Origin of the sequence: Pseudomonas iridis (genome assembly GCF_017980685.1) — a bacterium.
Taxonomy (GTDB): domain Bacteria; phylum Pseudomonadota; class Gammaproteobacteria; order Pseudomonadales; family Pseudomonadaceae; genus Aquipseudomonas; species Aquipseudomonas iridis.
This window is the reverse complement of record NZ_JACXXO010000009.1, coordinates 193,760-217,306: the sequence shown is the minus strand read 5'-3', so window position 1 is coordinate 217,306 and position 23,547 is coordinate 193,760. Positions and strand designations below refer to the sequence as shown.

Here is a 23,547-nt window from a genome sequence, read left to right as displayed (position 1 = left end):
AGCAGTGAAACGATGCATCGCCGATGGTAGTGTGGGGTTTCCCCATGTGAGAGTAGGTCATCGTCAAGATTAAATTCCGAAACCCCAATTGCGAAAGCAGTTGGGGTTTTGTTTTGCCCGCAGGAAATGTGCCTGCTTGATTTCTATGCAACGGCCCGGGGCATAGCTATCATTCGGGCCTCATTGTGAGGCGAGACTTTGCATGCTGACGTTGTTGAATCTTCTGAAGGATGGACGATTTCATTCTGGTCAGGACCTTGGCGCTGCCTTGGGAGTTAGTCGAAGTGCGGTATGGAAGCAGCTTCAGCACCTCGAAGCTGAGCTTGGGCTATCCATCCACAAAGTTCGGGGGCGTGGCTATCAGCTAGCTGCTCCGCTGATGTTGCTCGATCCTCTTAAAATGGCAGGAATGAACGCAGTCTGGCCAATCACAGTCCTGGACACTACCGACTCCACTAACGCTCAGGCGCTGCGCGCCATTGGCTTGGGGCAAGAGGCTCCATTTTTGGTGCTTGCCGAAAGACAGACCTCCGGGCGTGGGCGCAGGGGGCGTAAGTGGGTTAGCCCGTTTGCCGAAAACCTTTATTTCAGTCTTGTTCTGCGGATTGATGGAGGTATGCGCCAGCTTGAAGGGCTGAGCCTTGTCGTTGGGCTGGCAGTTTTGCAAACCCTACGAAAGCTGGGAGTGATTGGCGCTGGTTTGAAGTGGCCCAATGATGTTCTGGTTGGCAATAAGAAGATTGCCGGCATCCTGCTGGAGCTCGTTGGAGATCCGGCGGATGTCTGTCACGTGGTTCTGGGTATAGGCGTTAACGTGAATATGCAGGTTGCAGAGGAGGTTGATCAGCAATGGACGTCCATGCGGCTTGAGACCGGTAAAAGCAGTGATCGCAATATTCTAGTGGCAGAGTTGGGCGAACAATTGCTGGCATACATACAGCGTCAACAAATAGATGGTTTCTCGGCTCTTCAAGCTGAGTGGCAAGAAAATCATTTGTGGCAAGAGCGATCGGTGTCCTTGATTGCTGGTGTCAGTCAAATAGATGGGGTAGTGCTCGGAATTGATAACCAGGGTGCGCTGCGATTAAAGGTGAATGGCGTGGAAAAGGTCTTTAGTGGTGGCGAGCTCAGCCTGAGGTTGCGTGATGATTCTTGAGCTCGACTGCGGAAACAGCTTCATAAAATGGCGAGTGCTGAGTGGTGCTGAGGCTCTTGTGTTGGTCGCGGAGGGAGTGGTTGATTCGGACCTGGCGCTTTGCGAAAGTTTGCGCGAGCTGAGCGGCCTGTCGCTAAGAAGTTGTCGCATGGTGAGTGTTCGTACTGCTGCCGAGACTGGTGCCTTAATTGAGATGCTTGAGCGAGACTTCGGTGTTTCAGTTGTCTGTGCGAAACCTGCTCGTGAAATGTCAGGTGTTAGAAACGGTTACGAAGATTACGAGCGTCTAGGTCTGGATCGCTGGTTGGCGATGCTGGGTGCTTTCCATCTGGCTAAAGGCCCATGCCTCGTGCTGGACTTTGGTACGGCAGTTACAGCGGACTTTATCGCGATAGATGGAGAACATCTTGGTGGTTTCATTTGTCCTGGTATGCCGTTGATGCGCAACCAATTGCGCACCCATACTCGAAAAATTCGCTATGACGATGTTGCTGCTGAGCGTGCGCTGACTAGCCTGGCGCCGGGGCGAAGTACTGTTGAGGCTGTAGAGCGTGGATGCTCACTGATGTTGAGGGGGTTCGTGCTTACCCAATTGGAAATGGCGCGATCCTATTGGGGGGAGGGCTTCACTGTATTTATAACAGGTGGCGATGCGGATCTTGTTGCAGGTGTGGCGCCCGGGGCAAGGTTTGTTCCCGATCTTGTATTCGTCGGTTTAGCTGTGGCGTGTCCTTTGTCTTGAGGTATGTATGCGTTGGATGTTCCTGCTGCTTCTTGTTCTCAATATTTTCTATTACGTCTGGCATCAACAGGAAGCGCCATTGCGGGCAAAGGACGTAACGCCGCTGAGTTTGTACAAGGGTTCACGGCAGGATATTCGTCTGCTGAGTGAAGGCGGAACGACCTCCAAGGAGAAGTCTGGTCCGCAAAGAACTGAAAGTCAGTGCCTTTATCTCGGTGGTTTTGCTCGTCAGGAGATGGTTGCGGTGCTAGGCGAGCGTTTGGCTCAAATGGATATCAAGGCTCAACCATCGCTTGAGGGGTCTCCTGCAGCGGGTTTCTGGATGCGTATTGCACCTGAAAGCCAGCGTTTGCTGGGGGATGCGCAGTTGCAGAACCTTTCCAACGAATTCAATGAGTTAAAACATAAAATAATGCGGTGTGAGGGGGTTGCACCTGCTGAATAGTTTGAATAGAATGGCGCCCGCTCCGCAGTGAAGACCTTTCAAAGGTTGACGAAGTAGGGCGATGTCAAAGCAGCTAACCTCAGGTTTTTAAATGAGAAATTGCTTGACAAGGGTTTGGCATAGTATAAAATGCCGGCCTGATTAGGAGGGGTTCCCGAGCGGCCAAAGGGATCAGACTGTAAATCTGACGTCTACGACTTCGAAGGTTCGAATCCTTCTCCCTCCACCAGATTTTAGCGTGAGCTGCAAGCTCTGCGGGTATAGTTTAGTGGTAGAACCTCAGCCTTCCAAGCTGATGATGCGGGTTCGATTCCCGCTACCCGCTCCAAGTTTGCAGGTTGTGCAAAGTGTTTCGCTCTTGTAGCTCAGTTGGTAGAGCACACCCTTGGTAAGGGTGAGGTCAGCGGTTCAAATCCGCTCAAGAGCTCCATATAACAAGGCAGATATGAAAATATCTGCCTTTGTTTTAATGGCTTTTGTTGTTTGCTTAATTCTTCTGATAGGGGTGATATCGATGGCTAAGGAAAAGTTTGATCGTTCCCTACCGCACGTCAACGTTGGGACCATCGGTCACGTTGACCACGGTAAAACCACTCTGACTGCTGCTCTGACTCGCGTTTGCTCCGAAGTTTTCGGTTCCGCAATCGTTGACTTCGACAAGATCGACAGCGCCCCGGAAGAAAAGGCTCGCGGTATCACCATCAACACCGCGCACGTTGAATACAACTCGCTGATCCGTCACTACGCTCACGTTGACTGCCCAGGTCACGCTGACTATGTGAAGAACATGATCACCGGTGCTGCCCAGATGGACGGCGCAATCCTGGTTTGCTCGGCCGCTGATGGTCCGATGCCACAAACCCGTGAGCACATCCTGCTGTCCCGTCAGGTTGGCGTTCCGTACATCGTGGTTTTCCTGAACAAGGCTGACCTGGTAGACGACGCTGAGCTGCTGGAACTGGTTGAGATGGAAGTTCGCGACCTGCTGTCCACCTATGACTTCCCAGGCGACGACACTCCGATCATCATCGGTTCGGCTCGTATGGCTCTGGAAGGCAAAGACGACAACGAAATGGGCACCACTGCCGTTCGTAAGCTGGTTGAGACTCTGGATACCTACATTCCGGATCCGATTCGCGTAGTCGACAAGCCGTTCCTGATGCCAATCGAAGACGTATTCTCGATCTCGGGTCGCGGTACTGTTGTAACTGGCCGTATCGAGCGCGGTATCGTTCGCGTTCAGGATCCACTGGAAATCGTTGGTCTGCGTGACACTACTGTCACCACCTGCACCGGTGTTGAAATGTTCCGTAAGCTGCTCGACGAAGGTCGTGCTGGCGAGAACTGCGGCGTGCTGCTGCGCGGCACCAAGCGTGACGACGTAGAGCGTGGCCAGGTTCTGGTTAAGCCGGGTTCGGTTAAGCCGCACACTACCTTCGAAGCTGAAGTGTACGTGTTGAGCAAAGAAGAAGGCGGTCGTCACACTCCGTTCTTCAAAGGCTACCGTCCACAGTTCTACTTCCGGACCACTGACGTGACCGGTAACTGCGAGCTGCCGGAAGGCGTTGAAATGGTAATGCCGGGCGACAACATCAAAATGGTTGTCACTCTGATCAAAACCATCGCAATGGAAGACGGTTTGCGTTTCGCCATTCGTGAAGGCGGTCGTACCGTCGGCGCTGGTGTCGTAGCTAAAATCATCGAATAAGCGGTTGTAATGTATTTTTCGGGCCGGCATAATGGTCGACCTGATTTTGTTTTAGGTCAGTAGCTCAATTGGCAGAGCGACGGTCTCCAAAACCGTAGGTTGGGGGTTCGATTCCCTCCTGACCTGCCAGATTCACTCGGTGTGTCTGGCTTTCTTTTCACAGGATCTTCATAGATGACTCCTAAGGCTGAAGCACAAAGCTCTCGCTTCGATCTGCTCAAGTGGCTTGTAGTAGTCGCTTTGGTAGTTGTAGGCGTTGTTGGCAATCAGTATTACGCTGCTTCGCCGATCCTGTACCGTGTACTGGCTTTGCTTGTCATTGCTGCTGTAGCTGCCTTTGTAGGTCTGCAGACTGCGAAGGGCAAGTCTTTCTTTGTACTGGTTAAGGAAGCTCGTACCGAGATTCGTAAAGTCGTGTGGCCAACTCGCCAAGAAACCACGCAGACCACCTTGATTGTGGTGGCTGTTGTTCTGGTTATGGCGTTGCTGTTGTGGGGGCTTGATTCCCTGCTCGGTTGGCTTGTTTCCTTGATTGTCGGCTAAGGGTGTCCCGTGGCTAAGCGTTGGTACGTTGTGCATGCTTACTCGGGTTACGAGAAGCATGTCATGCGCTCGCTCGTTGAGCGAGTAAAGCTGGCTGGCATGGAAGATGGCTTCGGCGAAATTCTGGTTCCCACTGAAGAAGTGGTTGAAATGCGTAATGGCCAGAAGCGCAAAAGTGAGCGTAAATTCTTTCCAGGCTATGTGCTGGTGCAGATGGACATGAACGAGGGTACTTGGCACTTGGTCAAGGATACTCCTCGGGTGATGGGTTTTATCGGCGGTACTGCTGATAAGCCTGCACCGATTACTGATAAAGAGGCGGAAGCAATTCTGCGTCGTGTTGCTGATGGTAGCGACAAGCCTAAGCCGAAGACTCTCTTCGAGCCGGGTGAAACAGTACGAGTCAACGATGGCCCATTTGCTGATTTCAATGGTGTCGTTGAAGAAGTTAACTACGAAAAGAGCCGGATCCAAGTGGCAGTGCTCATTTTCGGTCGCTCTACTCCGGTAGAGTTGGAGTTCAGTCAGGTCGAAAAGGTCTAGCTGAGCAAGCATCCCAACCCCGCAGCCTTAGGCTGTGGGGTTTTGTCGTCACTGGGATATACGCGCAAGTAACCGGGGAGCCTTTCGAGGCGTTCGAACCCGTAATTGGAGTGCCTCATGGCCAAAAAAATTACCGCTTACATCAAGCTGCAAGTGAAGGCCGCTCAGGCTAACCCAAGCCCACCTGTTGGTCCTGCTCTGGGTCAGCACGGCGTGAACATCATGGAATTCTGCAAGGCTTTCAACGCCCGTACTCAGGGTATTGAAGCAGGTCTGCCGACTCCAGTGATCATCACTGTCTACAGCGACCGTAGCTTCACTTTCGAAACAAAATCCACCCCTGCTTCGGTTTTGCTGAAGAAGGCTGCCGGTCTGACCAGCGGCTCCGCTCGTCCGAACACCGTTAAGGTTGGCACTGTTACCCGTGCTCAGCTGGAAGAAATCGCGAAAACCAAAAACGCGGATCTGACTGCAGCTGATATGGATGCAGCCGTGCGTACTATCGCCGGTTCTGCTCGTAGCATGGGCCTTAACGTGGAGGGTGTGTAATGGCTAAGCTGACCAAGCGTCAAAAGGCTATCGCCGGCAAAATCGAAGCAGGCAAGGCCTACAACATTGTAGACGCCGCTGCTTTGCTGGCTGAGCTGTCGACTGTCAAGTTCAGCGAGTCGTTCGACGTTGCTGTAAACCTCGGTGTTGACCCGCGTAAATCTGACCAGGTTGTTCGTAGCGCTACTGTGCTGCCGCACGGCACTGGCAAGACCGTTCGCGTTGCTGTGTTCACCCAGGGTCCTGCTGCTGAGGCCGCTCTGGCTGCCGGCGCTGACCGTGTAGGTATGGACGACCTGGCTGCCGAAATGAAAGGCGGCGACCTGAACTATGACGTAGTGATCGCATCCCCGGATGCCATGCGCGTTGTAGGTCAGTTGGGTCAGATCCTTGGTCCACGTGGTCTGATGCCTAACCCTAAGGTTGGTACCGTAACTCCAGACGTAGCTACTGCGGTTAAGAACGCAAAAGCTGGTCAGGTTCGTTATCGCACTGACAAAAACGGCATCATTCACACTTCCGTTGGCAAGATGGGCTTCGACGCCGTCAAGCTGAAGGAAAACGTTGAAGCCCTGATCGCTGATCTGAAGCGTATCAAGCCAGCTTCTTCGAAAGGTATCTACGTCAAGCGCGTTACCCTGAGCACCACTATGGGCCCAGGTCTGATCATTGATCAGAGCTCGCTGGACGCGTAAGACAAAAATTGGCGCGGTTATTCGCGCCAGTTGAAAGATTGGGGTCCCTGCCTGGCGGGGGCTATCCAAGACCGTAGGCGACGCAAGTCTTAAACCATAAGCCTACGCAGATGGTGCTCCCGGTTCCTTACCGAATCAGACACCAAAACGACATTCGGTTTCGATCGAATGAAACGGTAACAAGCAGGAGTTAAACCCGTGGCAATTAATCTCGAAGACAAGAAGGCCATCGTCGCTGAAGTCAACGAGGCTGCCAAAGTCGCTCTGTCCGCTGTCGTGGTTGATGCACGTGGCGTAACAGTAGGCGCAATGACCGGACTCCGTAAAGAGGCTCGTGAAGCTGGCGTTTACGTACGTGTTGTACGTAACACCTTGCTCAAGCGCGCTGTTGCTGACACTGAATACAGTGTTCTCAACGACGTGTTCACTGGCCCGACCTTGATTGCATTCTCCAACGAACATCCTGGCGCTGCTGCCCGTTTGTTCAAGGAATTTGCCAAAGGTCAGGATAAGTTCGAGATCAAGGCAGCTGCGTTCGAGGGCAAGTTCCTCGCAGCTAATCAGATCGACGTGCTGGCAAGCCTGCCGACCCGTGACGAAGCAATTTCTCAGCTGATGAGCGTGATTCAAGGCGCTACCAGCAAATTGGCTCGTACTCTGGCGGCACTTCGCGACCAGAAAGAAGCAGCTGCAGCTTAAGGCTCAGCGTTTCAACTCTCGCGTATTTTTGTTTATTTCGATGGCCTGCAGGCTGTCCCCCAATTCAGGAAATAAGTCATGTCTCTGACTAACGAACAAATCATCGACGCAATCGGCGAAAAATCGGTTCTGGAAATCGTTGAGCTGATCAAGGCAATGGAAGAGAAGTTCGGCGTATCCGCTGCCGCTGCTTCTGCTGGTCCAGCTGCTGCTGCCGCTGTTGTTGAAGAGCAAACCGAGTTCAACGTTGTTCTGCTGGAAGCTGGCGAGAAGAAGGTTAACGTGATCAAGGCAGTTCGTGAACTGACCGGTCTGGGCCTGAAAGAAGCCAAAGAGAAAGTAGACGGCGCTCCTCAGGTTGTAGCTGAAGGCGTTTCGAAAGAAGCTGCTGAAGACGCCAAGAAGAAGCTGGAAGAAGCAGGCGCTAAAGTCGAGCTGAAATAAGCATCGACTTTGCTCCTCCAGCCCGAGCGTCAAGCGACAGGCTGATGGCTGGTGGCTCTTGCCACCGGCCTTTTTCCGTTATTGGCAGCCGACTGGGTCGGTGCTGATAACGAGCTGTAACCACCCGATGTGGTGGAGCAAACCATGGGGTTTGCACGATTTTCTGGCTGCTCCCGTCGGGAGGGGCCAAACAAGCAGGTGACCAAGCTGGGGAACGCTGATGGCTTACTCATATACTGAGAAAAAACGTATCCGCAAGGACTTTAGCAAGTTGCCGGACGTCATGGATGTGCCTTACCTCCTGGCCATCCAGCTGGATTCGTATCGTGAATTCTTGCAAGCGGGAGCGACTAAAGATCAGTTCCGCGACGTGGGCCTGCATGCGGCCTTCAAATCCGTTTTCCCGATCATCAGCTACTCCGGCAATGCTGCGCTGGAGTACGTCGGTTATCGCCTGGGCGAACCGGCATTTGATGTCAAAGAATGCGTATTGCGCGGTGTAACTTTCGCCGTACCTTTGCGGGTAAAAGTGCGCCTGATCATTTTCGACAAAGAATCGTCGAACAAAGCGATCAAGGACATCAAAGAGCAAGAAGTCTACATGGGTGAAATTCCCCTGATGACTGAGAACGGTACCTTCGTAATCAACGGTACCGAGCGTGTAATCGTTTCCCAGCTGCACCGTTCCCCGGGCGTGTTCTTCGATCACGACCGCGGCAAGACGCATAGCTCCGGCAAACTGCTGTACTCCGCGCGTATCATTCCTTACCGCGGTTCGTGGTTGGACTTCGAGTTCGACCCGAAAGACTGCGTATTCGTGCGTATCGACCGTCGTCGCAAGCTGCCGGCATCGGTACTGCTGCGCGCGCTCGGTTATACCACCGAAGAAGTACTGGACGCGTTCTACACCACCAACGTATTCCACCTGAGCGGCGAAACCCTCAGCCTGGAACTGATTGCATCGCGTCTGCGTGGTGAAATTGCCGTTCTGGATATCCAGGATGAAAAAGGCAAGGTCATCGTTGAAGCCGGCCGTCGTATTACTGCGCGCCACATCAACCAGATCGAAAAAGCCGGTATCAAGACGCTGGAAGTGCCTCTGGACTACGTCCTCGGTCGCACCACCGCCAAGGTCATCGTGCATCCAGCCACCGGCGAAATCCTGGCTGAGTGCAACACCGAGCTGAACGTTGAGATCCTCGGCAAAATCGCCAAGGCTCAGGTTGTTCGCATCGAGACCCTGTACACCAACGACATCGACTGCGGTCCGTTCGTTTCTGACACGCTGAAGATCGACTCCACCAGCAACCAATTGGAAGCGCTGGTCGAGATCTATCGCATGATGCGTCCAGGCGAGCCGCCAACCAAAGACGCAGCCGAAACCCTGTTCAACAACCTGTTCTTCAGCCCTGAGCGTTATGACCTGTCTGCGGTCGGCCGGATGAAGTTCAACCGTCGTATCGGTCGTACCGAAATCGAAGGTTCGGGCGTGTTGTGCAAGGAAGACATCGTCGCGGTACTGAAGACTCTGGTCGACATCCGTAACGGTAAAGGCATCGTCGATGACATCGACCACCTGGGTAACCGTCGTGTTCGCTGCGTAGGCGAAATGGCCGAGAACCAGTTCCGCGTTGGCCTGGTACGTGTTGAGCGTGCGGTCAAAGAGCGTCTGTCGATGGCTGAAAGCGAAGGCTTGATGCCGCAAGACCTGATCAACGCCAAGCCAGTGGCTGCGGCGGTGAAAGAGTTCTTCGGTTCCAGCCAGCTGTCTCAGTTCATGGACCAGAACAACCCGCTGTCCGAGATCACCCACAAGCGTCGTGTGTCTGCACTCGGCCCTGGCGGTCTGACTCGTGAACGCGCAGGCTTTGAGGTTCGTGACGTACACCCGACGCACTACGGTCGTGTTTGCCCGATCGAAACGCCGGAAGGTCCGAACATTGGTCTGATCAACTCCTTGGCCGCCTATGCGCGCACCAACCAGTACGGCTTCCTGGAAAGCCCGTACCGCGTGGTGAAAGACGCATTGGTTACCGACGAGATCGTGTTCCTGTCCGCCATCGAAGAAGCTGATCACGTGATCGCTCAGGCTTCGGCCGCGATGAACGACAAGAAAATGCTGATCGACGAGCTGGTAGCTGTTCGTCACTTGAACGAATTCACCGTCAAGGCGCCTGAAGAAGTCACCTTGATGGACGTTTCGCCGAAGCAGGTAGTTTCGGTTGCAGCGTCGCTGATCCCGTTCCTCGAGCACGATGACGCCAACCGTGCGTTGATGGGTTCGAACATGCAGCGTCAGGCTGTACCGACTCTGCGCGCTGACAAGCCGCTGGTAGGTACCGGCATGGAGCGTAACGTAGCTCGTGACTCCGGCGTTTGCGTCGTGGCTCGTCGTGGCGGCGTGATCGACTCCGTTGATGCCAGCCGTATCGTGGTTCGTGTTGCTGATGACGAAGTTGAAACCGGCGAGGCTGGTGTCGACATCTACAACCTGACCAAGTACACCCGCTCCAACCAGAACACCTGCATCAACCAGCGTCCGCTGGTGCGTAAAGGTGATCGGGTTCAGCGTAGCGACATCATGGCCGATGGTCCGTCCACCGATATGGGTGAGCTGGCACTGGGTCAGAACATGCGCATCGCGTTCATGGCCTGGAACGGTTACAACTTCGAAGACTCCATCTGCCTGTCGGAACGAGTTGTTCAAGAAGATCGCTTCACCACGATCCACATTCAGGAACTGACCTGTGTGGCGCGTGACACCAAGCTTGGGCCAGAGGAAATCACTGCGGACATCCCTAACGTGGGTGAAGCTGCACTGAACAAGCTGGACGAAGCAGGCATCGTTTACGTAGGTGCTGAAGTTGGCGCAGGCGACATTCTGGTAGGTAAGGTCACTCCGAAAGGCGAGACCCAACTGACTCCAGAAGAAAAACTGCTGCGTGCAATCTTCGGTGAAAAAGCCAGCGACGTTAAAGACACCTCCCTGCGTGTACCTACCGGTACCAAAGGTACTGTCATCGACGTACAGGTCTTCACTCGTGACGGCGTTGAGCGTGATGCTCGTGCTCTGTCGATCGAGAAGACCCAGCTGGACGAGATCCGCAAGGATCTGAACGAAGAGTTCCGTATCGTTGAGGGCGCGACTTTCGAACGTCTGCGTTCCGCTCTGGTAGGCCACAAGGCTGAAGGCGGCGCAGGTCTGAAGAAAGGCCAGGACATCACCGACGAAGTTCTCGACGGTCTTGAGCATGGTCAGTGGTTCAAACTGCGCATGGCTGAAGATGCTCTGAACGAGCAGCTCGAGAAGGCTCAGGCCTACATCGTTGATCGTCGCCGTCTGCTGGACGACAAGTTCGAAGACAAGAAGCGCAAACTGCAGCAGGGCGATGACCTGGCTCCAGGCGTGCTGAAAATCGTCAAGGTTTACCTGGCAATCCGTCGTCGCATCCAGCCGGGCGACAAGATGGCCGGTCGTCACGGTAACAAAGGTGTGGTCTCCGTGATCATGCCGGTTGAAGACATGCCGCACGATGCCAATGGCACCCCGGTCGACGTCGTCCTCAACCCACTGGGCGTACCTTCGCGTATGAACGTTGGTCAGATCCTCGAAACCCACCTGGGCCTCGCGGCCAAAGGTCTGGGCGAGAAGATCAACCGTATGATCGAAGAGCAGCGTAAAGTCGCAGAACTGCGTACTTTCCTGGACGAGATCTACAACCAGATCGGCGGTCGTAACGAAGATCTGGACAGCTTCTCCGATCAGGAAATCCTGGATCTGGCGAAGAACCTGCGTGGCGGTGTTCCAATGGCCACCCCAGTGTTCGACGGCGCCAAGGAAAGTGAAATCAAGGCCATGCTGAAACTGGCAGACCTGCCGGAAAGCGGCCAGATGCAGCTGACTGACGGCCGTACCGGCAACAAGTTCGAGCGTCCAGTTACCGTTGGCTACATGTACATGCTGAAGCTGAACCACTTGGTAGACGACAAGATGCACGCTCGTTCTACCGGTTCGTACAGCCTGGTTACCCAGCAGCCGCTGGGTGGTAAGGCACAGTTCGGTGGTCAGCGTTTCGGGGAGATGGAGGTCTGGGCACTGGAAGCTTACGGTGCCGCTTACACTCTGCAAGAAATGCTCACAGTGAAGTCGGACGATGTGAACGGCCGTACCAAGATGTACAAAAACATCGTGGATGGCGATCACCGTATGGAGCCGGGCATGCCCGAGTCCTTCAACGTGTTGATCAAGGAAATTCGTTCCCTCGGCATCGATATCGATCTGGAAACCGAATAACACGTGACGCGAATCGAGAGCGGGGCAGGATTGCCCGCTCTCTGCTCCGCCAGGAGGAAAGGCCTTGAAAGACCTACTGAATTTGCTGAAAAACCAGGGTCAAGTCGAAGAGTTCGACGCCATCCGTATTGGATTGGCCTCGCCTGAGATGATCCGCTCATGGTCGTTCGGCGAAGTTAAAAAGCCGGAAACCATCAACTACCGTACGTTCAAACCTGAGCGTGACGGTCTGTTCTGCGCCAAGATCTTTGGCCCGGTAAAGGATTACGAGTGCCTGTGCGGTAAGTACAAGCGCTTGAAGCACCGTGGTGTGATCTGCGAGAAGTGCGGCGTTGAAGTTGCACTGGCCAAGGTTCGTCGTGAGCGCATGGCGCACATCGAACTGGCTTCGCCGGTTGCCCACATCTGGTTCCTGAAATCGCTGCCGTCGCGTATCGGTTTGCTGATGGACATGACCCTGCGTGATATCGAACGTGTTCTCTACTTCGAGAGCTATGTCGTTATTGACCCGGGCATGACTACCCTTGAAAAAGGTCAGCTGCTGAACGACGAGCAGTACTTCGAAGCGCTGGAAGAGTTCGGTGACGATTTCGACGCCCGCATGGGTGCCGAGGCTGTCCGCGAACTGCTGCACGCTATCGACCTGGAGCACGAGATTGGCCGTCTGCGTGAAGAAATTCCGCAAACCAACTCCGAAACCAAGATCAAGAAGCTGTCCAAGCGTCTGAAGTTGATGGAGGCCTTCCAGGGTTCCGGCAACCTTCCAGAATGGATGGTGCTGACCGTTCTGCCGGTTCTGCCGCCAGATCTGCGTCCACTGGTCCCGCTGGATGGTGGTCGTTTCGCGACTTCCGACCTCAACGATCTGTATCGTCGAGTGATCAACCGTAACAACCGCTTGAAGCGTCTGCTCGATCTGTCCGCTCCGGACATCATCGTGCGTAACGAAAAGCGTATGTTGCAGGAAGCTGTCGATGCACTGCTCGACAACGGTCGTCGTGGCCGCGCTATCACCGGTTCGAACAAGCGTCCTCTGAAATCCCTGGCTGACATGATCAAGGGTAAGCAAGGTCGTTTCCGTCAGAACTTGCTCGGTAAGCGTGTTGACTACTCCGGTCGTTCGGTAATTACCGTAGGCCCGACCTTGCGTCTGCACCAGTGCGGTCTGCCGAAGAAGATGGCTCTCGAGCTGTTCAAACCGTTCATTTTCGGCAAGCTTGAAATGCGTGGTCTCGCGACCACCATCAAAGCGGCCAAGAAAATGGTCGAGCGCGAACTGCCAGAGGTTTGGGACGTTCTCGCTGAAGTGATCCGTGAACACCCGGTTCTCCTCAACCGTGCACCGACCCTTCACCGTCTGGGCATCCAGGCGTTTGAACCGGTACTGATCGAAGGTAAGGCTATTCAGCTGCACCCTCTGGTCTGCGCCGCGTACAACGCCGACTTCGACGGCGACCAAATGGCTGTGCACGTACCGCTGACACTGGAAGCTCAGTTGGAAGCGCGTGCGTTGATGATGTCGACCAACAACATTCTGTCGCCAGCCAACGGTGAGCCAATCATCGTTCCGTCGCAGGACGTTGTATTGGGTCTGTACTACATGACTCGCGAAGCGATCAACGCCAAGGGCGAAGGTCGTGTGTTTGCGGATCTGCAGGAAGTTGACCGTGTGTTCCGTGCTGGCGAAGCCGCACTGCACGCCAAGGTTAAAGTACGTATCAACGAAACCGTCAACGACCGTGACGGCAACAGCGTGAGCGGTACCCGTATCGTCGACACTACCGTCGGCCGTGCGCTGCTGTTCCAGGTTGTGCCGAAAGGGTTGTCTTACGACGTCGTCAACTTGCCGATGAAGAAAAAGGCGATCTCCAAGCTGATCAACCAGTGCTACCGCGTGGTTGGTTTGAAAGAGACCGTGATCTTCGCTGACCAGTTGATGTACACCGGTTTCGCTTACTCGACCATCTCCGGCGTTTCCATTGGTGTTAACGACTTCGTTATCCCGGATGAAAAAGCCCGCATCATCGGTGCTGCTACCGACGAAGTGAAAGAGATCGAGAGCCAGTACGCCTCCGGCCTGGTAACCCAGGGCGAGAAGTACAACAAAGTGATCGACCTTTGGTCGAAAGCGAACGACGAAGTCTCCAAGGCGATGATGGCCAACCTCTCGAAAGAGAAAGTCATCGACCGTCATGGCGTCGAAGTCGACCAGGAATCGTTCAACTCGATGTACATGATGGCTGACTCGGGTGCGCGGGGTTCCGCAGCACAGATTCGTCAGCTGGCCGGTATGCGTGGTCTGATGGCCAAGCCGGACGGTTCCATCATTGAAACGCCGATTACTGCGAACTTCCGTGAAGGTTTGAGCGTACTTCAGTACTTCATCTCTACTCACGGTGCTCGTAAAGGTCTGGCGGATACCGCGTTGAAAACTGCGAACTCCGGTTACCTGACTCGTCGTCTGGTAGACGTGGCGCAGGATCTGGTTGTAACCGAGATCGATTGCGGCACCGAACACGGTCTGTTGATGACTCCGCACATTGAAGGCGGTGACGTTGTAGAGCCGTTGGGTGAACGCGTATTGGGTCGTGTTATTGCCCGTGACGTATTCAAGCCAGGTACCGAGGACGTTATCGTTCCTGCCGGCACTTTGGTAGACGAGAAGTGGGTCGAGTTCATCGAGCTGAACAGCATCGACGAAGTGATCGTGCGTTCGCCGATCAGCTGCGAAACCCGCTATGGCATTTGTGCCAAGTGCTACGGCCGTGATCTGGCTCGTGGTCACCAGGTGAACATCGGTGAAGCGGTCGGCGTAATCGCTGCCCAGTCCATCGGTGAACCGGGTACCCAGCTGACGATGCGTACGTTCCACATCGGTGGTGCGGCAAGCCGTACTTCCGCAGCCGACAGCGTTCAGGTGAAGAATGGCGGTACCGTCCGTCTGCACAACCTGAAGCACGTTGAGCGAGTGGATGGTCACTTGGTTGCTGTGTCCCGTTCTGGTGAGCTGGCAATCGCTGATGACTTCGGTCGTGAGCGTGAGCGTTACAAGCTGCCATACGGTGCTGTGATTTCGGTTAAAGAGGGTGACAAGGTCGACGCTGGCGCAATAGTGGCCAAGTGGGATCCGCACACTCACCCAATCGTTACCGAAATGAAAGGTACCGTGACCTACGTGGGCATGGAAGAAGGCATCACGATCAAGCGTCAGACTGACGAATTGACCGGTATGACCAACATTGAAGTGCTCGACGCGAAAGATCGTCCAGCTGCCGGCAAAGAAATTCGCCCAGCAGTGAAGATGGTCGACGACAACGGCAAGGATCTGTTGCTGCCAGGCACTGACGTTATCGCTCAGTACTTCCTGCCAGCCAACGCCCTGGTCGGTGTTGCGGATGGTGCGAAGATTGCGATCGGTGATGTTATCGCTCGTATCCCGCAAGAAACTTCGAAAACTCGTGACATCACTGGTGGTCTGCCGCGTGTTGCCGACTTGTTCGAAGCTCGTCGTCCGAAAGAAGCGTCGATTCTGGCTGAAGTCAGTGGGACCATCGCGTTCGGTAAAGAGACCAAAGGCAAGCGTCGTCTGGTTATTACCCCGAACGATGGTACTGATCCGTACGAAGAGCTGATTCCGAAGTGGCGTCACCTGAACGTGTTTGAAGGCGAACAGGTAAACCGCGGCGAAGTTATCTCTGACGGTCCTAGCGATCCGCACGACATCCTGCGTTTGCTGGGTGTAAGCGCGCTGGCCAAGTACATTGTTAACGAGATCCAGGACGTTTACCGTCTGCAAGGCGTGAAGATCAACGACAAGCACATCGAGACCATTCTGCGTCAGATGCTGCGTAAGGTTGAAATCGCTGAATCCGGCGATTCCACTTTCATCAAGGGCGACCAGATGGAATTGACTCACGTACTGGTAGAGAACGAGCGTCTGGGCGCGGAAGACAAATTTGTCTCCAAGTTCACTCGCGTTCTGCTGGGTATCACCAAGGCGTCGTTGTCGACCGAATCGTTCATCTCGGCGGCTTCCTTCCAGGAAACCACCCGCGTACTGACCGAAGCGGCCGTTACCGGCAAGCGCGATTACCTGCGCGGCCTGAAAGAAAACGTAGTCGTGGGTCGTCTGATCCCGGCCGGTACCGGTCTGGCATATCACAGCGAGCGCAAGCGTCGTCGTGAAGCAGACAAGCCGTTGCGCGTAAGCGCCAGTGAAGTGGAAGCTGCACTGACCGAAGCGCTGAACTCGAGCGGTAACTGAGTTCTGCGATATATGAGCGTAAGGCCCTGATCGCACCGTTCATCGAATCGAGACAATTTGTCGAGGTTCGATGAGTGGGGAGGTCGGGGCCTTGCCTTGACTGGGGGCAAGATCCTCTTTAGACTCTTGTACCCCTAAATTTGGCGGGAATTCGTTCCTGCCATTTTGCTTTTCTTGCAAGACAATAGCGTCGCAAGACAACAGTGGAGCTAGTAGATGGCAACTATCAACCAGCTGGTACGTCAGCCGCGTAAGCGTATCGTCGAGAAATCCGACGTGCCTGCGCTGCAGAACTGCCCGCAACGTCGTGGCGTATGCACCCGTGTGTATACCACCACGCCGAAAAAACCTAACTCGGCACTGCGTAAAGTATGCCGTGTGCGTCTGACCAACGGTTTCGAGGTTTCCTCGTACATCGGCGGTGAAGGCCACAACCTGCAAGAACACAGCGTCGTACTGATTCGTGGCGGCCGTGTAAAAGACTTGCCAGGTGTTCGTTACCACACCGTTCGCGGTTCTTTGGATACTTCCGGCGTTAAAGGTCGTAACCAGGGTCGTTCGAAGTACGGTACCAAGCGTCCGAAGTAATCGGTCGTTTTGCAGATTTTTATTTTATTGAGTCGATAAGAGTAAGGTCGGGCACGCATCCTTTGGATCTGTCCCGAGCTAACCTGAAGACCGCTTGAGGGCTTATCATGCCAAGACGTCGCGTAGCAGCAAAGCGTGAGATTCTGGACGATCCGAAATACGGAAGCCAGATCCTCGCCAAATTCATGAACCACGTTATGGAAAGCGGCAAGAAAGCCGTTGCCGAGCGTATCGTTTATGGTGCCCTGGAAACCGTTGCAACCCGTAAGGCTGGCACCGATCCCCTGGAACTCTTCGAAAAAGCACTCGACGCCATCGCTCCGCTGGTCGAAGTGAAGTCGCGCCGCGTTGGTGGTGCTACTTACCAGGTTCCGGTCGAGGTTCGTCCTTCCCGTCGTAACGCTCTGGCAATGCGCTGGTTGGTAGACTTCGCGCGCAAGCGTGGCGAGAAGTCTATGGCTCTGCGCTTGGCTGGCGAGCTGCTGGATGCTGCTGAAGGTAAAGGTGCTGCTGTTAAGAAGCGTGAAGACGTGCACCGTATGGCAGAAGCCAACAAAGCTTTCTCGCACTACCGCTTCTAATTTTAGCTTCACTAATTTTGCGAGGGCTTTATGGCTCGTACTACTCCGATTAGTCGCTACCGTAACATCGGTATCGTCGCTCACGTGGATGCTGGTAAAACCACTACCACCGAGCGCGTCCTTTTTTACACCGGCAAAAGTCACAAAATGGGCGAGGTGCATGACGGCGCCGCGACCACAGACTGGATGGTTCAGGAGCAGGAGCGTGGTATTACCATTACTTCTGCTGCCATTACCGCCTTCTGGAAAGGTTCTGCTAAGCAGTACAAAGACGAGCATCGCTTCAACGTAATCGATACCCCGGGCCACGTAGACTTCACCATTGAAGTTGAACGTTCCCTGCGCGTACTCGACGGCGCTGTCGTTGTGTTCTGCGGTACTTCGGGTGTTGAGCCTCAGTCGGAAACCGTATGGCGTCAGGCCAACAAATACGGTGTCCCGCGTCTTGTTTACGTGAACAAGATGGACCGTGCCGGTGCGAACTTCCTGCGCGTGATCGAACAGATCAAAAAGCGTCTGGGTCACACTCCGGTGCCAATCCAGTTGGCTATCGGTTCAGAAGACAACTTCCAGGGTCAGATTGATCTGATCAACATGGAAGCTGTGTACTGGAATGATGCTGATAAAGGTATGGTTCCTGTTCGTAAGCCTGTTCCTGAAGATATGCAGGAATTGGCTGCCGAATGGCGCGACAACATGGTTCAGGCTGCTGCCGAAGCCAGCGAAGAGCTGATGAACAAGTACCTGGAAGGCGAAGAGCTGACGATCGAAGAGATCAAAGCTGCTTTGCGTCAGCGTACTATCGCCGGCGAAATCGTTCTGGCCGTTTGCGGTTCTTCCTTCAAGAACAAGGGTGTTCCCCTGGTTCTCGACGCCGTTATCGACTTCCTGCCTGCGCCAACCGATATTCCTGCTATCAAGGGTACTGACCCGGATAACGAGGAAATCGAGCTGGAGCGTCACGCAGACGATTTGGAGCCGTTCTCGGCTCTGGCGTTCAAGATCGCTACCGACCCATTCGTGGGTACTTTGACCTTTGTCCGCGTTTACTCGGGCGTGTTGAACTCCGGCGACGGCGTAATCAACTCGGTTAAGGGCAAGAAAGAGCGCGTGGGTCGTATGGTGCAAATGCACGCAAACGCCCGTGAAGAGATCAAGGAAGTGCGCGCTGGTGACATCGCGGCCCTGATCGGCATGAAGGACGTCACCACTGGTGAAACCCTCTGCAACGCTGACAAGCCAATCATTCTGGTTCGTATGGACTTCCCGGAGCCGGTTATTTCGGTTGCCGTAGAGCCTAAGACCAAGGATGACCAGGAAAAAATGGGTATCGCTCTGGGCAAGCTTGCTCAGGAAGACCCTTCTTTCCGCGTTAAAACTGATGAAGAGACTGGTCAAACGATCATCTCCGGCATGGGCGAGCTGCACCTGGACATCCTGGTTGACCGGATGCGCCGTGAGTTCAACGTCGAAGCCAACATCGGCAAGCCTCAGGTTTCCTATCGTGAGCGCATCACGAAGAACTGCGAAATCGAAGGCAAGTTCGTTCGCCAGTCCGGCGGTCGTGGCCAGTTTGGTCACTGCTGGATTCGTTTTGCTCCTGCTGACGAAGGTCAGGAAGGTCTGCAATTCGTGAACGAAGTAGTAGGTGGTGTGGTTCCTAAGGAATACATCCCGGCTATCCAGAAGGGTATCGAAGAGCAGATGAAGAACGGCGTTGTTGCCGGCTATCCGCTGATCGGCCTGAAGGCTACCGTGTTCGATGGTTCTTACCACGACGTCGACTCCAACGAGATGGCGTTTAAAGTGGCTGCTTCCATGGCGACCAAGCAACTGGCCCAGAAGGGTGGTGGTGAGTTGCTCGAGCCGATCATGGCTGTAGAGGTTGTTACGCCTGAAGACTATATGGGTGATGTGATGGGCGACCTTAACCGTCGTCGCGGCATGATCCAGGGTATGGAAGACACGGTCTCCGGCAAAGTAATTCGTGCCGAAGTTCCGCTGGGTGAAATGTTCGGTTATGCGACCGACGTTCGTTCCATGTCCCAGGGTCGCGCAAGCTACTCTATGGAATTCAAAAAATACGATACAGCCCCGTCGCACATCGTCGAGTCTGTTACCAAAAAACAAGGCTGATTCAGCCCCTTTAGGCTAGGAGTTAATTGTCGTGGCTAAAGAAAAATTTGATCGTTCCCTACCGCACGTCAACGTTGGCACCATTGGTCACGTTGACCACGGTAAAACCACTCTGACTGCTGCTCTGACTCGCGTTTGCTCCGAAGTTTTCGGTTCTGCAATCGTTGACTTCGACAAGATCGACAGCGCACCAGAAGAAAAAGCTCGTGGTATCACCATCAACACCGCGCACGTTGAATACAACTCGCTGATCCGTCACTACGCTCACGTTGACTGCCCAGGTCACGCTGACTATGTGAAGAACATGATCACCGGTGCTGCCCAGATGGACGGCGCAATCCTGGTTTGCTCGGCCGCTGATGGTCCGATGCCACAAACCCGTGAGCACATCCTGCTGTCCCGTCAGGTTGGCGTTCCGTACATCGTGGTTTTCCTGAACAAGGCTGACCTGGTAGACGACGCTGAGCTGCTGGAACTGGTTGAGATGGAAGTTCGCGACCTGCTGTCCACCTATGACTTCCCAGGCGACGACACTCCGATCATCATCGGTTCGGCTCGTATGGCTCTGGAAGGCAAAGACGACAACGAAATGGGCACCACTGCCGTTCGTAAGCTGGTTGAGACTCTGGATACCTACATTCCGGATCCGATTCGCGTAGTCGACAAGCCGTTCCTGATGCCAATCGAAGACGTATTCTCGATCTCGGGTCGCGGTACTGTTGTAACTGGCCGTATCGAGCGCGGTATCGTTCGCGTTCAGGATCCACTGGAAATCGTTGGTCTGCGTGACACTACTGTCACCACCTGCACCGGTGTTGAAATGTTCCGTAAGCTGCTCGACGAAGGTCGTGCTGGCGAGAACTGCGGCGTGCTGCTGCGCGGCACCAAGCGTGACGACGTAGAGCGTGGCCAGGTTCTGGTTAAGCCGGGTTCGGTTAAGCCGCACACTACCTTCGAAGCTGAAGTGTACGTGTTGAGCAAAGAAGAAGGCGGTCGTCACACTCCGTTCTTCAAAGGCTACCGTCCACAGTTCTACTTCCGGACCACTGACGTGACCGGTAACTGCGAGCTGCCGGAAGGCGTTGAAATGGTAATGCCGGGCGACAACATCAAAATGGTTGTCACCCTGATCAAGACCATTGCAATGGAAGACGGTCTGCGTTTCGCTATCCGTGAAGGCGGTCGTACCGTCGGCGCTGGCGTCGTAGCCAAAATCATCGCCTAACTCTTTTGAGTTAAATGATGAATTGAAGAAAGCCTCCGCTTAGCGGGGGCTTTTTTTATTGGGTTGACACCAATCTGGGGCGTCTATAGAATTGCGCCTCCTTTTAACGGGCGTATTGCGCTCGGTGGGAATAGCAGCCGGAGTCTGAAATCCAATGCAAAATCAGCAAATCCGTATCAGGTTGAAGGCTTTTGACCATCGCCTGATCGACCAATCCACCCAGGAAATCGTGGAAACCGCGAAACGTACTGGTGCTCAAGTGCGTGGTCCAATTCCACTGCCTACCCGTAAAGAGCGGTTCACCGTTCTGGTCTCCCCGCACGTCAACAAAGACGCGCGTGACCAGTACGAGATCCGTACTCATAAGCGCGTTCTGGATATCGTCCAGCCAACGGATAAAACCGTTGATGCACTTATGAAGCTTGATCTTGCGGCCGGTGTGGAAGTGCAGATCAGCCTCGGCTAAGACTCGGTCTTAGTCGTGTAACGCTCTGAAATGGGCGGCCATAGCGGGTGAAAGCCCCGTACACTCATGAGGTTTACAACATGACTATTGGTGTAGTCGGTCGTAAATGCGGTATGACCCGTATTTTCACCGAAGAAGGTGTCTCCATTCCGGTCACGGTCATTGAGATCGAGCCGAATCGCGTCACCCAGTTCAAAACTGAAGAGACCGATGGCTATCGTGCAGTGCAAGTCACTGTAGGCGAGCGTCGTGCTTCGCGTGTTACAGCTGCTCAAGCTGGCCACTTCGCTAAGGCGAATGTTGCCGCTGGTCGCACTGTCATGGAGTTCCGTCTTGAAGAAGGCGACTACCAGGCTGGCGATCTGATCAACGCTGAAATCTTCGCCGCTGGTCAGCTGGTTGATGTAACCGGTCAGTCCAAGGGTAAGGGCTTCCAGGGTACGATCAAGCGTTGGAATTTCCGCGGGCAAGATAACACCCACGGTAACTCCGTATCCCACCGCGTCCCAGGCTCTATCGGCCAGTGCCAGACTCCTGGTCGTGTATTCAAGGGCAAAAAAATGTCCGGTCATATGGGCGCTGAGCGCGTGACCGTGCAGTCCCTGGAAGTAGTGCGCGTGGACGCTGAACGCAATCTGTTGTTGGTCAAGGGTGCTGTTCCTGGCGCTACTGGCGGCAACCTGGTTGTACGTCCAGCAGCCAAGGCTCGCGGTTAAGGGGAAGCTGACATGCAATTAAATGTAAATGACGCTCAAGCGATCGAAGTTTCCGAACTGACATTTGGCGGCGAATTCAACGAGACGCTGGTTCACCAAGCAGTCGTGGCCTACATGGCCGGCGGCCGTCAAGGTAGCAAGCAGCAAAAGACCCGTTCCGACGTTCGTGGTGGCGGTAAGCGCCCATGGCGTCAGAAAGGTACTGGCCGCGCTCGTGCCGGTACTATCCGTAGCCCAATCTGGCGTGGCGGCGGTACCACTTTCGCAGCTCGTCCGCAGGATCACTCCCAGAAGCTGAACAAGAAGATGTATCGCGCAGCAATGCGTTCCATCCTTGCTGAGCTGGTGCGTACTGATCGTCTGGTCGTGGTTCAGGATTTCGCTGTTGAAACTCCGAAAACCAAAGATCTGCTGGGCAAGCTGAACAACATGAGCCTGACCGATGTTCTCATCGTGTCGGACGCTGTTGATCAGAACCTGTACCTGGCTGCTCGTAACCTGCCGCACGTAGATGTACGTGACGTTCAAGGTTCCGATCCAGTTAGTCTGATCGCATACGACAAGGTGTTGATCACCGTGTCGGCCGTGAAGAAATTCGAGGAGCTGCTGGGATGAACCAGGAACGCGTATTTAAAGTTCTGCTTGGCCCGCACGTTTCCGAAAAGGCTACGGTTCTGGCTGACAAGAAGGGCCAGTTCGTTTTCAAGGTTGCAACTGACGCAACCAAGCTGGAAATCAAGAAGGCCGTCGAAAGCCTGTTCAGCGTGAAAGTTGAGCGTGTTACTACCCTGAACGTTCTGGGTAAGAGCAAGCGCACAGCTCGCGGTCTGGGCAAGCGCAATGACTGGAAGAAGGCAGTTATCTCCCTTCAGCCAGGCCAAGATCTCGATTTCAGCAGCAGTGCTGAGTAAGGAAGGGGTGCATCATGGCAATCGTTAAATGCAAACCGACTTCCCCTGGCCGCCGTTTTGTGGTCAAGGTGGTCAACCAGGAGCTGCATAAAGGCGCTCCTCACGCACCGCTGCTCGAGAAAAAATCGAAGACTGGTGGTCGTAACAACAATGGCCGTATTACTACCCGTCACATCGGTGGTGGTCATAAGCAGCATTATCGTATGGTCGACTTCCGTCGCAACGACAAAGATGGCATTCCAGCCACTGTTGAGCGTATTGAATACGATCCAAACCGTACTGCTCACATTGCTCTTATGTTGTACGCAGACGGCGAACGCCGTTACATCATCGCCCCTAAAGGCGTGAGTGCTGGCGACCAGCTGATTTCGGGTGCTTTGGCTCCGATCAAGCCAGGCAACCAGTTGCAACTGCGCAGCATTCCAGTTGGTAGCACCGTACACGGCATCGAATTGAAGCCAGGTAAAGGCGCACAGATCGCTCGTTCCGCTGGTGCCTCGGCGCAGCTGATCGCTCGTGAAGGTGTGTACGTTACCCTGCGTCTTCGCTCCGGTGAAATGCGTAAAGTCCTGGCTGAATGCCGTGCGACCCTGGGCGAAGTCTCGAACTCCGAGCACAGCCTGCGTTCGCTGGGTAAAGCTGGTGCCAAACGCTGGCGTGGCGTTCGCCCAACCGTTCGTGGTGTTGCCATGAACCCGGTTGACCACCCACATGGTGGTGGTGAAGGTCGTACCTCTGGTGGTCGTCATCCGGTATCGCCATGGGGCTTCCCGACTAAGGGCGCGAAGACTCGTGGTAATAAGCGTACCGACAAAATGATCGTCCGTCGTCGCAAGTAAATA

Annotated in this window: 21 protein-coding genes and 4 tRNA genes; all 25 read left to right on the top strand. The window is 54.4% G+C overall.

Annotation, left to right across the window (positions count from 1 at the left end; genetic code table 11):
* Nucleotides 1-202: 202 nt before the first annotated feature.
* Entirely contained in the window at nt 203-1,156 is a 954-nt protein-coding gene (gene birA / locus IEQ42_RS17010) for a bifunctional biotin--[acetyl-CoA-carboxylase] ligase/biotin operon repressor BirA (protein ID WP_210704233.1), read from the top strand.
* The gene (locus IEQ42_RS17005) at nt 1,146-1,898 is read left to right on the top strand and encodes a pantothenate kinase (protein WP_210704232.1); all 753 of its coding nucleotides are present in this window, start codon (nt 1,146-1,148) and stop codon (nt 1,896-1,898) included. Before birA ends, IEQ42_RS17005 begins: the two co-directional genes overlap by 11 nt.
* Nucleotides 1,899-1,905: 7 nt before the next feature.
* The gene (locus tag IEQ42_RS17000) at nt 1,906-2,343 is read left to right on the top strand and encodes a hypothetical protein (RefSeq protein ID WP_210704231.1); all 438 of its coding nucleotides are present in this window, start codon (nt 1,906-1,908) and stop codon (nt 2,341-2,343) included.
* Between the two features lie 144 nt (nt 2,344-2,487).
* Nucleotides 2,488-2,572, top strand: a tRNA-Tyr gene (locus IEQ42_RS16995).
* Nucleotides 2,573-2,597: 25 nt separating this feature from the next.
* Nucleotides 2,598-2,671 (top strand) — tRNA-Gly (locus IEQ42_RS16990).
* A gap of 26 nt (nt 2,672-2,697) precedes the next feature.
* A tRNA-Thr gene (locus IEQ42_RS16985) sits at nt 2,698-2,773 on the top strand.
* An 84-nt stretch (nt 2,774-2,857) separates the two neighbouring features.
* Nucleotides 2,858-4,051: an elongation factor Tu gene (tuf, locus tag IEQ42_RS16980; protein WP_210704230.1), complete on the top strand. Its 1,194-nt coding sequence runs from the start codon at nt 2,858-2,860 to the stop codon at nt 4,049-4,051.
* A 53-nt stretch (nt 4,052-4,104) separates the two neighbouring features.
* A tRNA-Trp gene (locus IEQ42_RS16975) sits at nt 4,105-4,180 on the top strand.
* 45 nt (nt 4,181-4,225) lie between these two features.
* Nucleotides 4,226-4,594 (top strand): preprotein translocase subunit SecE, encoded by a 369-nt coding sequence (gene secE / locus IEQ42_RS16970; protein WP_042561350.1) that lies wholly within the window; start codon nt 4,226-4,228, stop codon nt 4,592-4,594.
* A 9-nt stretch (nt 4,595-4,603) separates the two neighbouring features.
* On the top strand, nt 4,604-5,137 hold the full coding sequence (nusG, locus tag IEQ42_RS16965) for a transcription termination/antitermination protein NusG (protein ID WP_007916492.1): 534 nt from the start codon (nt 4,604-4,606) through the stop codon (nt 5,135-5,137).
* 117 nt (nt 5,138-5,254) lie between these two features.
* Entirely contained in the window at nt 5,255-5,686 is a 432-nt protein-coding gene (gene rplK, locus IEQ42_RS16960) for a 50S ribosomal protein L11 (RefSeq protein WP_042561349.1), read from the top strand.
* Nucleotides 5,686-6,381, top strand: a complete 696-nt coding sequence (gene rplA / locus IEQ42_RS16955; RefSeq protein WP_042561348.1) for a 50S ribosomal protein L1 — start codon at nt 5,686-5,688, stop codon at nt 6,379-6,381. The genes rplK and rplA overlap by 1 nt, the downstream gene beginning before the upstream one ends.
* Nucleotides 6,382-6,579: 198 nt before the next feature.
* The gene (gene rplJ / locus IEQ42_RS16950; protein WP_007916479.1) at nt 6,580-7,080 is read left to right on the top strand and encodes a 50S ribosomal protein L10; all 501 of its coding nucleotides are present in this window, start codon (nt 6,580-6,582) and stop codon (nt 7,078-7,080) included.
* A 78-nt stretch (nt 7,081-7,158) separates the two neighbouring features.
* Nucleotides 7,159-7,524 (top strand): 50S ribosomal protein L7/L12, encoded by a 366-nt coding sequence (rplL, locus tag IEQ42_RS16945; protein WP_007916477.1) that lies wholly within the window; start codon nt 7,159-7,161, stop codon nt 7,522-7,524.
* 220 nt (nt 7,525-7,744) lie between these two features.
* Nucleotides 7,745-11,818: a DNA-directed RNA polymerase subunit beta gene (rpoB, locus tag IEQ42_RS16940; protein ID WP_042561346.1), complete on the top strand. Its 4,074-nt coding sequence runs from the start codon at nt 7,745-7,747 to the stop codon at nt 11,816-11,818.
* 64 nt (nt 11,819-11,882) lie between these two features.
* Entirely contained in the window at nt 11,883-16,082 is a 4,200-nt protein-coding gene (gene rpoC, locus IEQ42_RS16935; RefSeq protein ID WP_042561345.1) for a DNA-directed RNA polymerase subunit beta', read from the top strand.
* Nucleotides 16,083-16,298: 216 nt separating this feature from the next.
* On the top strand, nt 16,299-16,670 hold the full coding sequence (gene rpsL, locus IEQ42_RS16930) for a 30S ribosomal protein S12 (protein ID WP_003186084.1): 372 nt from the start codon (nt 16,299-16,301) through the stop codon (nt 16,668-16,670).
* 107 nt (nt 16,671-16,777) lie between these two features.
* Entirely contained in the window at nt 16,778-17,251 is a 474-nt protein-coding gene (rpsG, locus tag IEQ42_RS16925) for a 30S ribosomal protein S7 (protein WP_007916467.1), read from the top strand.
* A gap of 30 nt (nt 17,252-17,281) precedes the next feature.
* The gene (gene fusA, locus IEQ42_RS16920; RefSeq protein WP_210704229.1) at nt 17,282-19,387 is read left to right on the top strand and encodes an elongation factor G; all 2,106 of its coding nucleotides are present in this window, start codon (nt 17,282-17,284) and stop codon (nt 19,385-19,387) included.
* Nucleotides 19,388-19,418: 31 nt separating this feature from the next.
* The gene (gene tuf, locus IEQ42_RS16915) at nt 19,419-20,612 is read left to right on the top strand and encodes an elongation factor Tu (RefSeq protein ID WP_210704228.1); all 1,194 of its coding nucleotides are present in this window, start codon (nt 19,419-19,421) and stop codon (nt 20,610-20,612) included.
* A gap of 154 nt (nt 20,613-20,766) precedes the next feature.
* The gene (gene rpsJ / locus IEQ42_RS16910) at nt 20,767-21,078 is read left to right on the top strand and encodes a 30S ribosomal protein S10 (RefSeq protein WP_003186070.1); all 312 of its coding nucleotides are present in this window, start codon (nt 20,767-20,769) and stop codon (nt 21,076-21,078) included.
* A gap of 80 nt (nt 21,079-21,158) precedes the next feature.
* Entirely contained in the window at nt 21,159-21,794 is a 636-nt protein-coding gene (rplC, locus tag IEQ42_RS16905; protein WP_007253310.1) for a 50S ribosomal protein L3, read from the top strand.
* 12 nt (nt 21,795-21,806) lie between these two features.
* A complete protein-coding gene (gene rplD, locus IEQ42_RS16900) occupies nt 21,807-22,409 on the top strand; it encodes a 50S ribosomal protein L4 (RefSeq protein WP_003228735.1) in 603 nt (200 codons plus the stop codon).
* Nucleotides 22,406-22,705, top strand: a complete 300-nt coding sequence (gene rplW, locus IEQ42_RS16895; protein WP_002555488.1) for a 50S ribosomal protein L23 — start codon at nt 22,406-22,408, stop codon at nt 22,703-22,705. Before rplD ends, rplW begins: the two co-directional genes overlap by 4 nt.
* Nucleotides 22,706-22,719: 14 nt before the next feature.
* Nucleotides 22,720-23,544, top strand: coding sequence for a 50S ribosomal protein L2 (rplB, locus tag IEQ42_RS16890; RefSeq protein WP_042561342.1), 825 nt, complete (start codon nt 22,720-22,722; stop codon nt 23,542-23,544).
* Nucleotides 23,545-23,547: the final 3 nt, after the last annotated feature.

Coding starts and splice junctions, on each gene's coding strand:
- rpsG (WP_007916467.1), top strand. CDS start 16,778: ATGCCAAGACGTCGCGTAGCAGCAAAGCGTGAGATTCTGGACGATCCG.
- rpsJ (WP_003186070.1), top strand. CDS start 20,767: ATGCAAAATCAGCAAATCCGTATCAGGTTGAAGGCTTTTGACCATCGC.
- rplD (WP_003228735.1), top strand. CDS start 21,807: ATGCAATTAAATGTAAATGACGCTCAAGCGATCGAAGTTTCCGAACTG.
- IEQ42_RS17005 (WP_210704232.1), top strand. CDS start 1,146: ATGATTCTTGAGCTCGACTGCGGAAACAGCTTCATAAAATGGCGAGTG.
- fusA (WP_210704229.1), top strand. CDS start 17,282: ATGGCTCGTACTACTCCGATTAGTCGCTACCGTAACATCGGTATCGTC.
- rplW (WP_002555488.1), top strand. CDS start 22,406: ATGAACCAGGAACGCGTATTTAAAGTTCTGCTTGGCCCGCACGTTTCC.
- tuf (WP_210704230.1), top strand. CDS start 2,858: ATGGCTAAGGAAAAGTTTGATCGTTCCCTACCGCACGTCAACGTTGGG.
- rplL (WP_007916477.1), top strand. CDS start 7,159: ATGTCTCTGACTAACGAACAAATCATCGACGCAATCGGCGAAAAATCG.
- birA (WP_210704233.1), top strand. CDS start 203: ATGCTGACGTTGTTGAATCTTCTGAAGGATGGACGATTTCATTCTGGT.
- secE (WP_042561350.1), top strand. CDS start 4,226: ATGACTCCTAAGGCTGAAGCACAAAGCTCTCGCTTCGATCTGCTCAAG.
- rpoB (WP_042561346.1), top strand. CDS start 7,745: ATGGCTTACTCATATACTGAGAAAAAACGTATCCGCAAGGACTTTAGC.
- rplA (WP_042561348.1), top strand. CDS start 5,686: ATGGCTAAGCTGACCAAGCGTCAAAAGGCTATCGCCGGCAAAATCGAA.
- rplK (WP_042561349.1), top strand. CDS start 5,255: ATGGCCAAAAAAATTACCGCTTACATCAAGCTGCAAGTGAAGGCCGCT.
- rpsL (WP_003186084.1), top strand. CDS start 16,299: ATGGCAACTATCAACCAGCTGGTACGTCAGCCGCGTAAGCGTATCGTC.
- rplC (WP_007253310.1), top strand. CDS start 21,159: ATGACTATTGGTGTAGTCGGTCGTAAATGCGGTATGACCCGTATTTTC.
- rplB (WP_042561342.1), top strand. CDS start 22,720: ATGGCAATCGTTAAATGCAAACCGACTTCCCCTGGCCGCCGTTTTGTG.
- IEQ42_RS17000 (WP_210704231.1), top strand. CDS start 1,906: ATGCGTTGGATGTTCCTGCTGCTTCTTGTTCTCAATATTTTCTATTAC.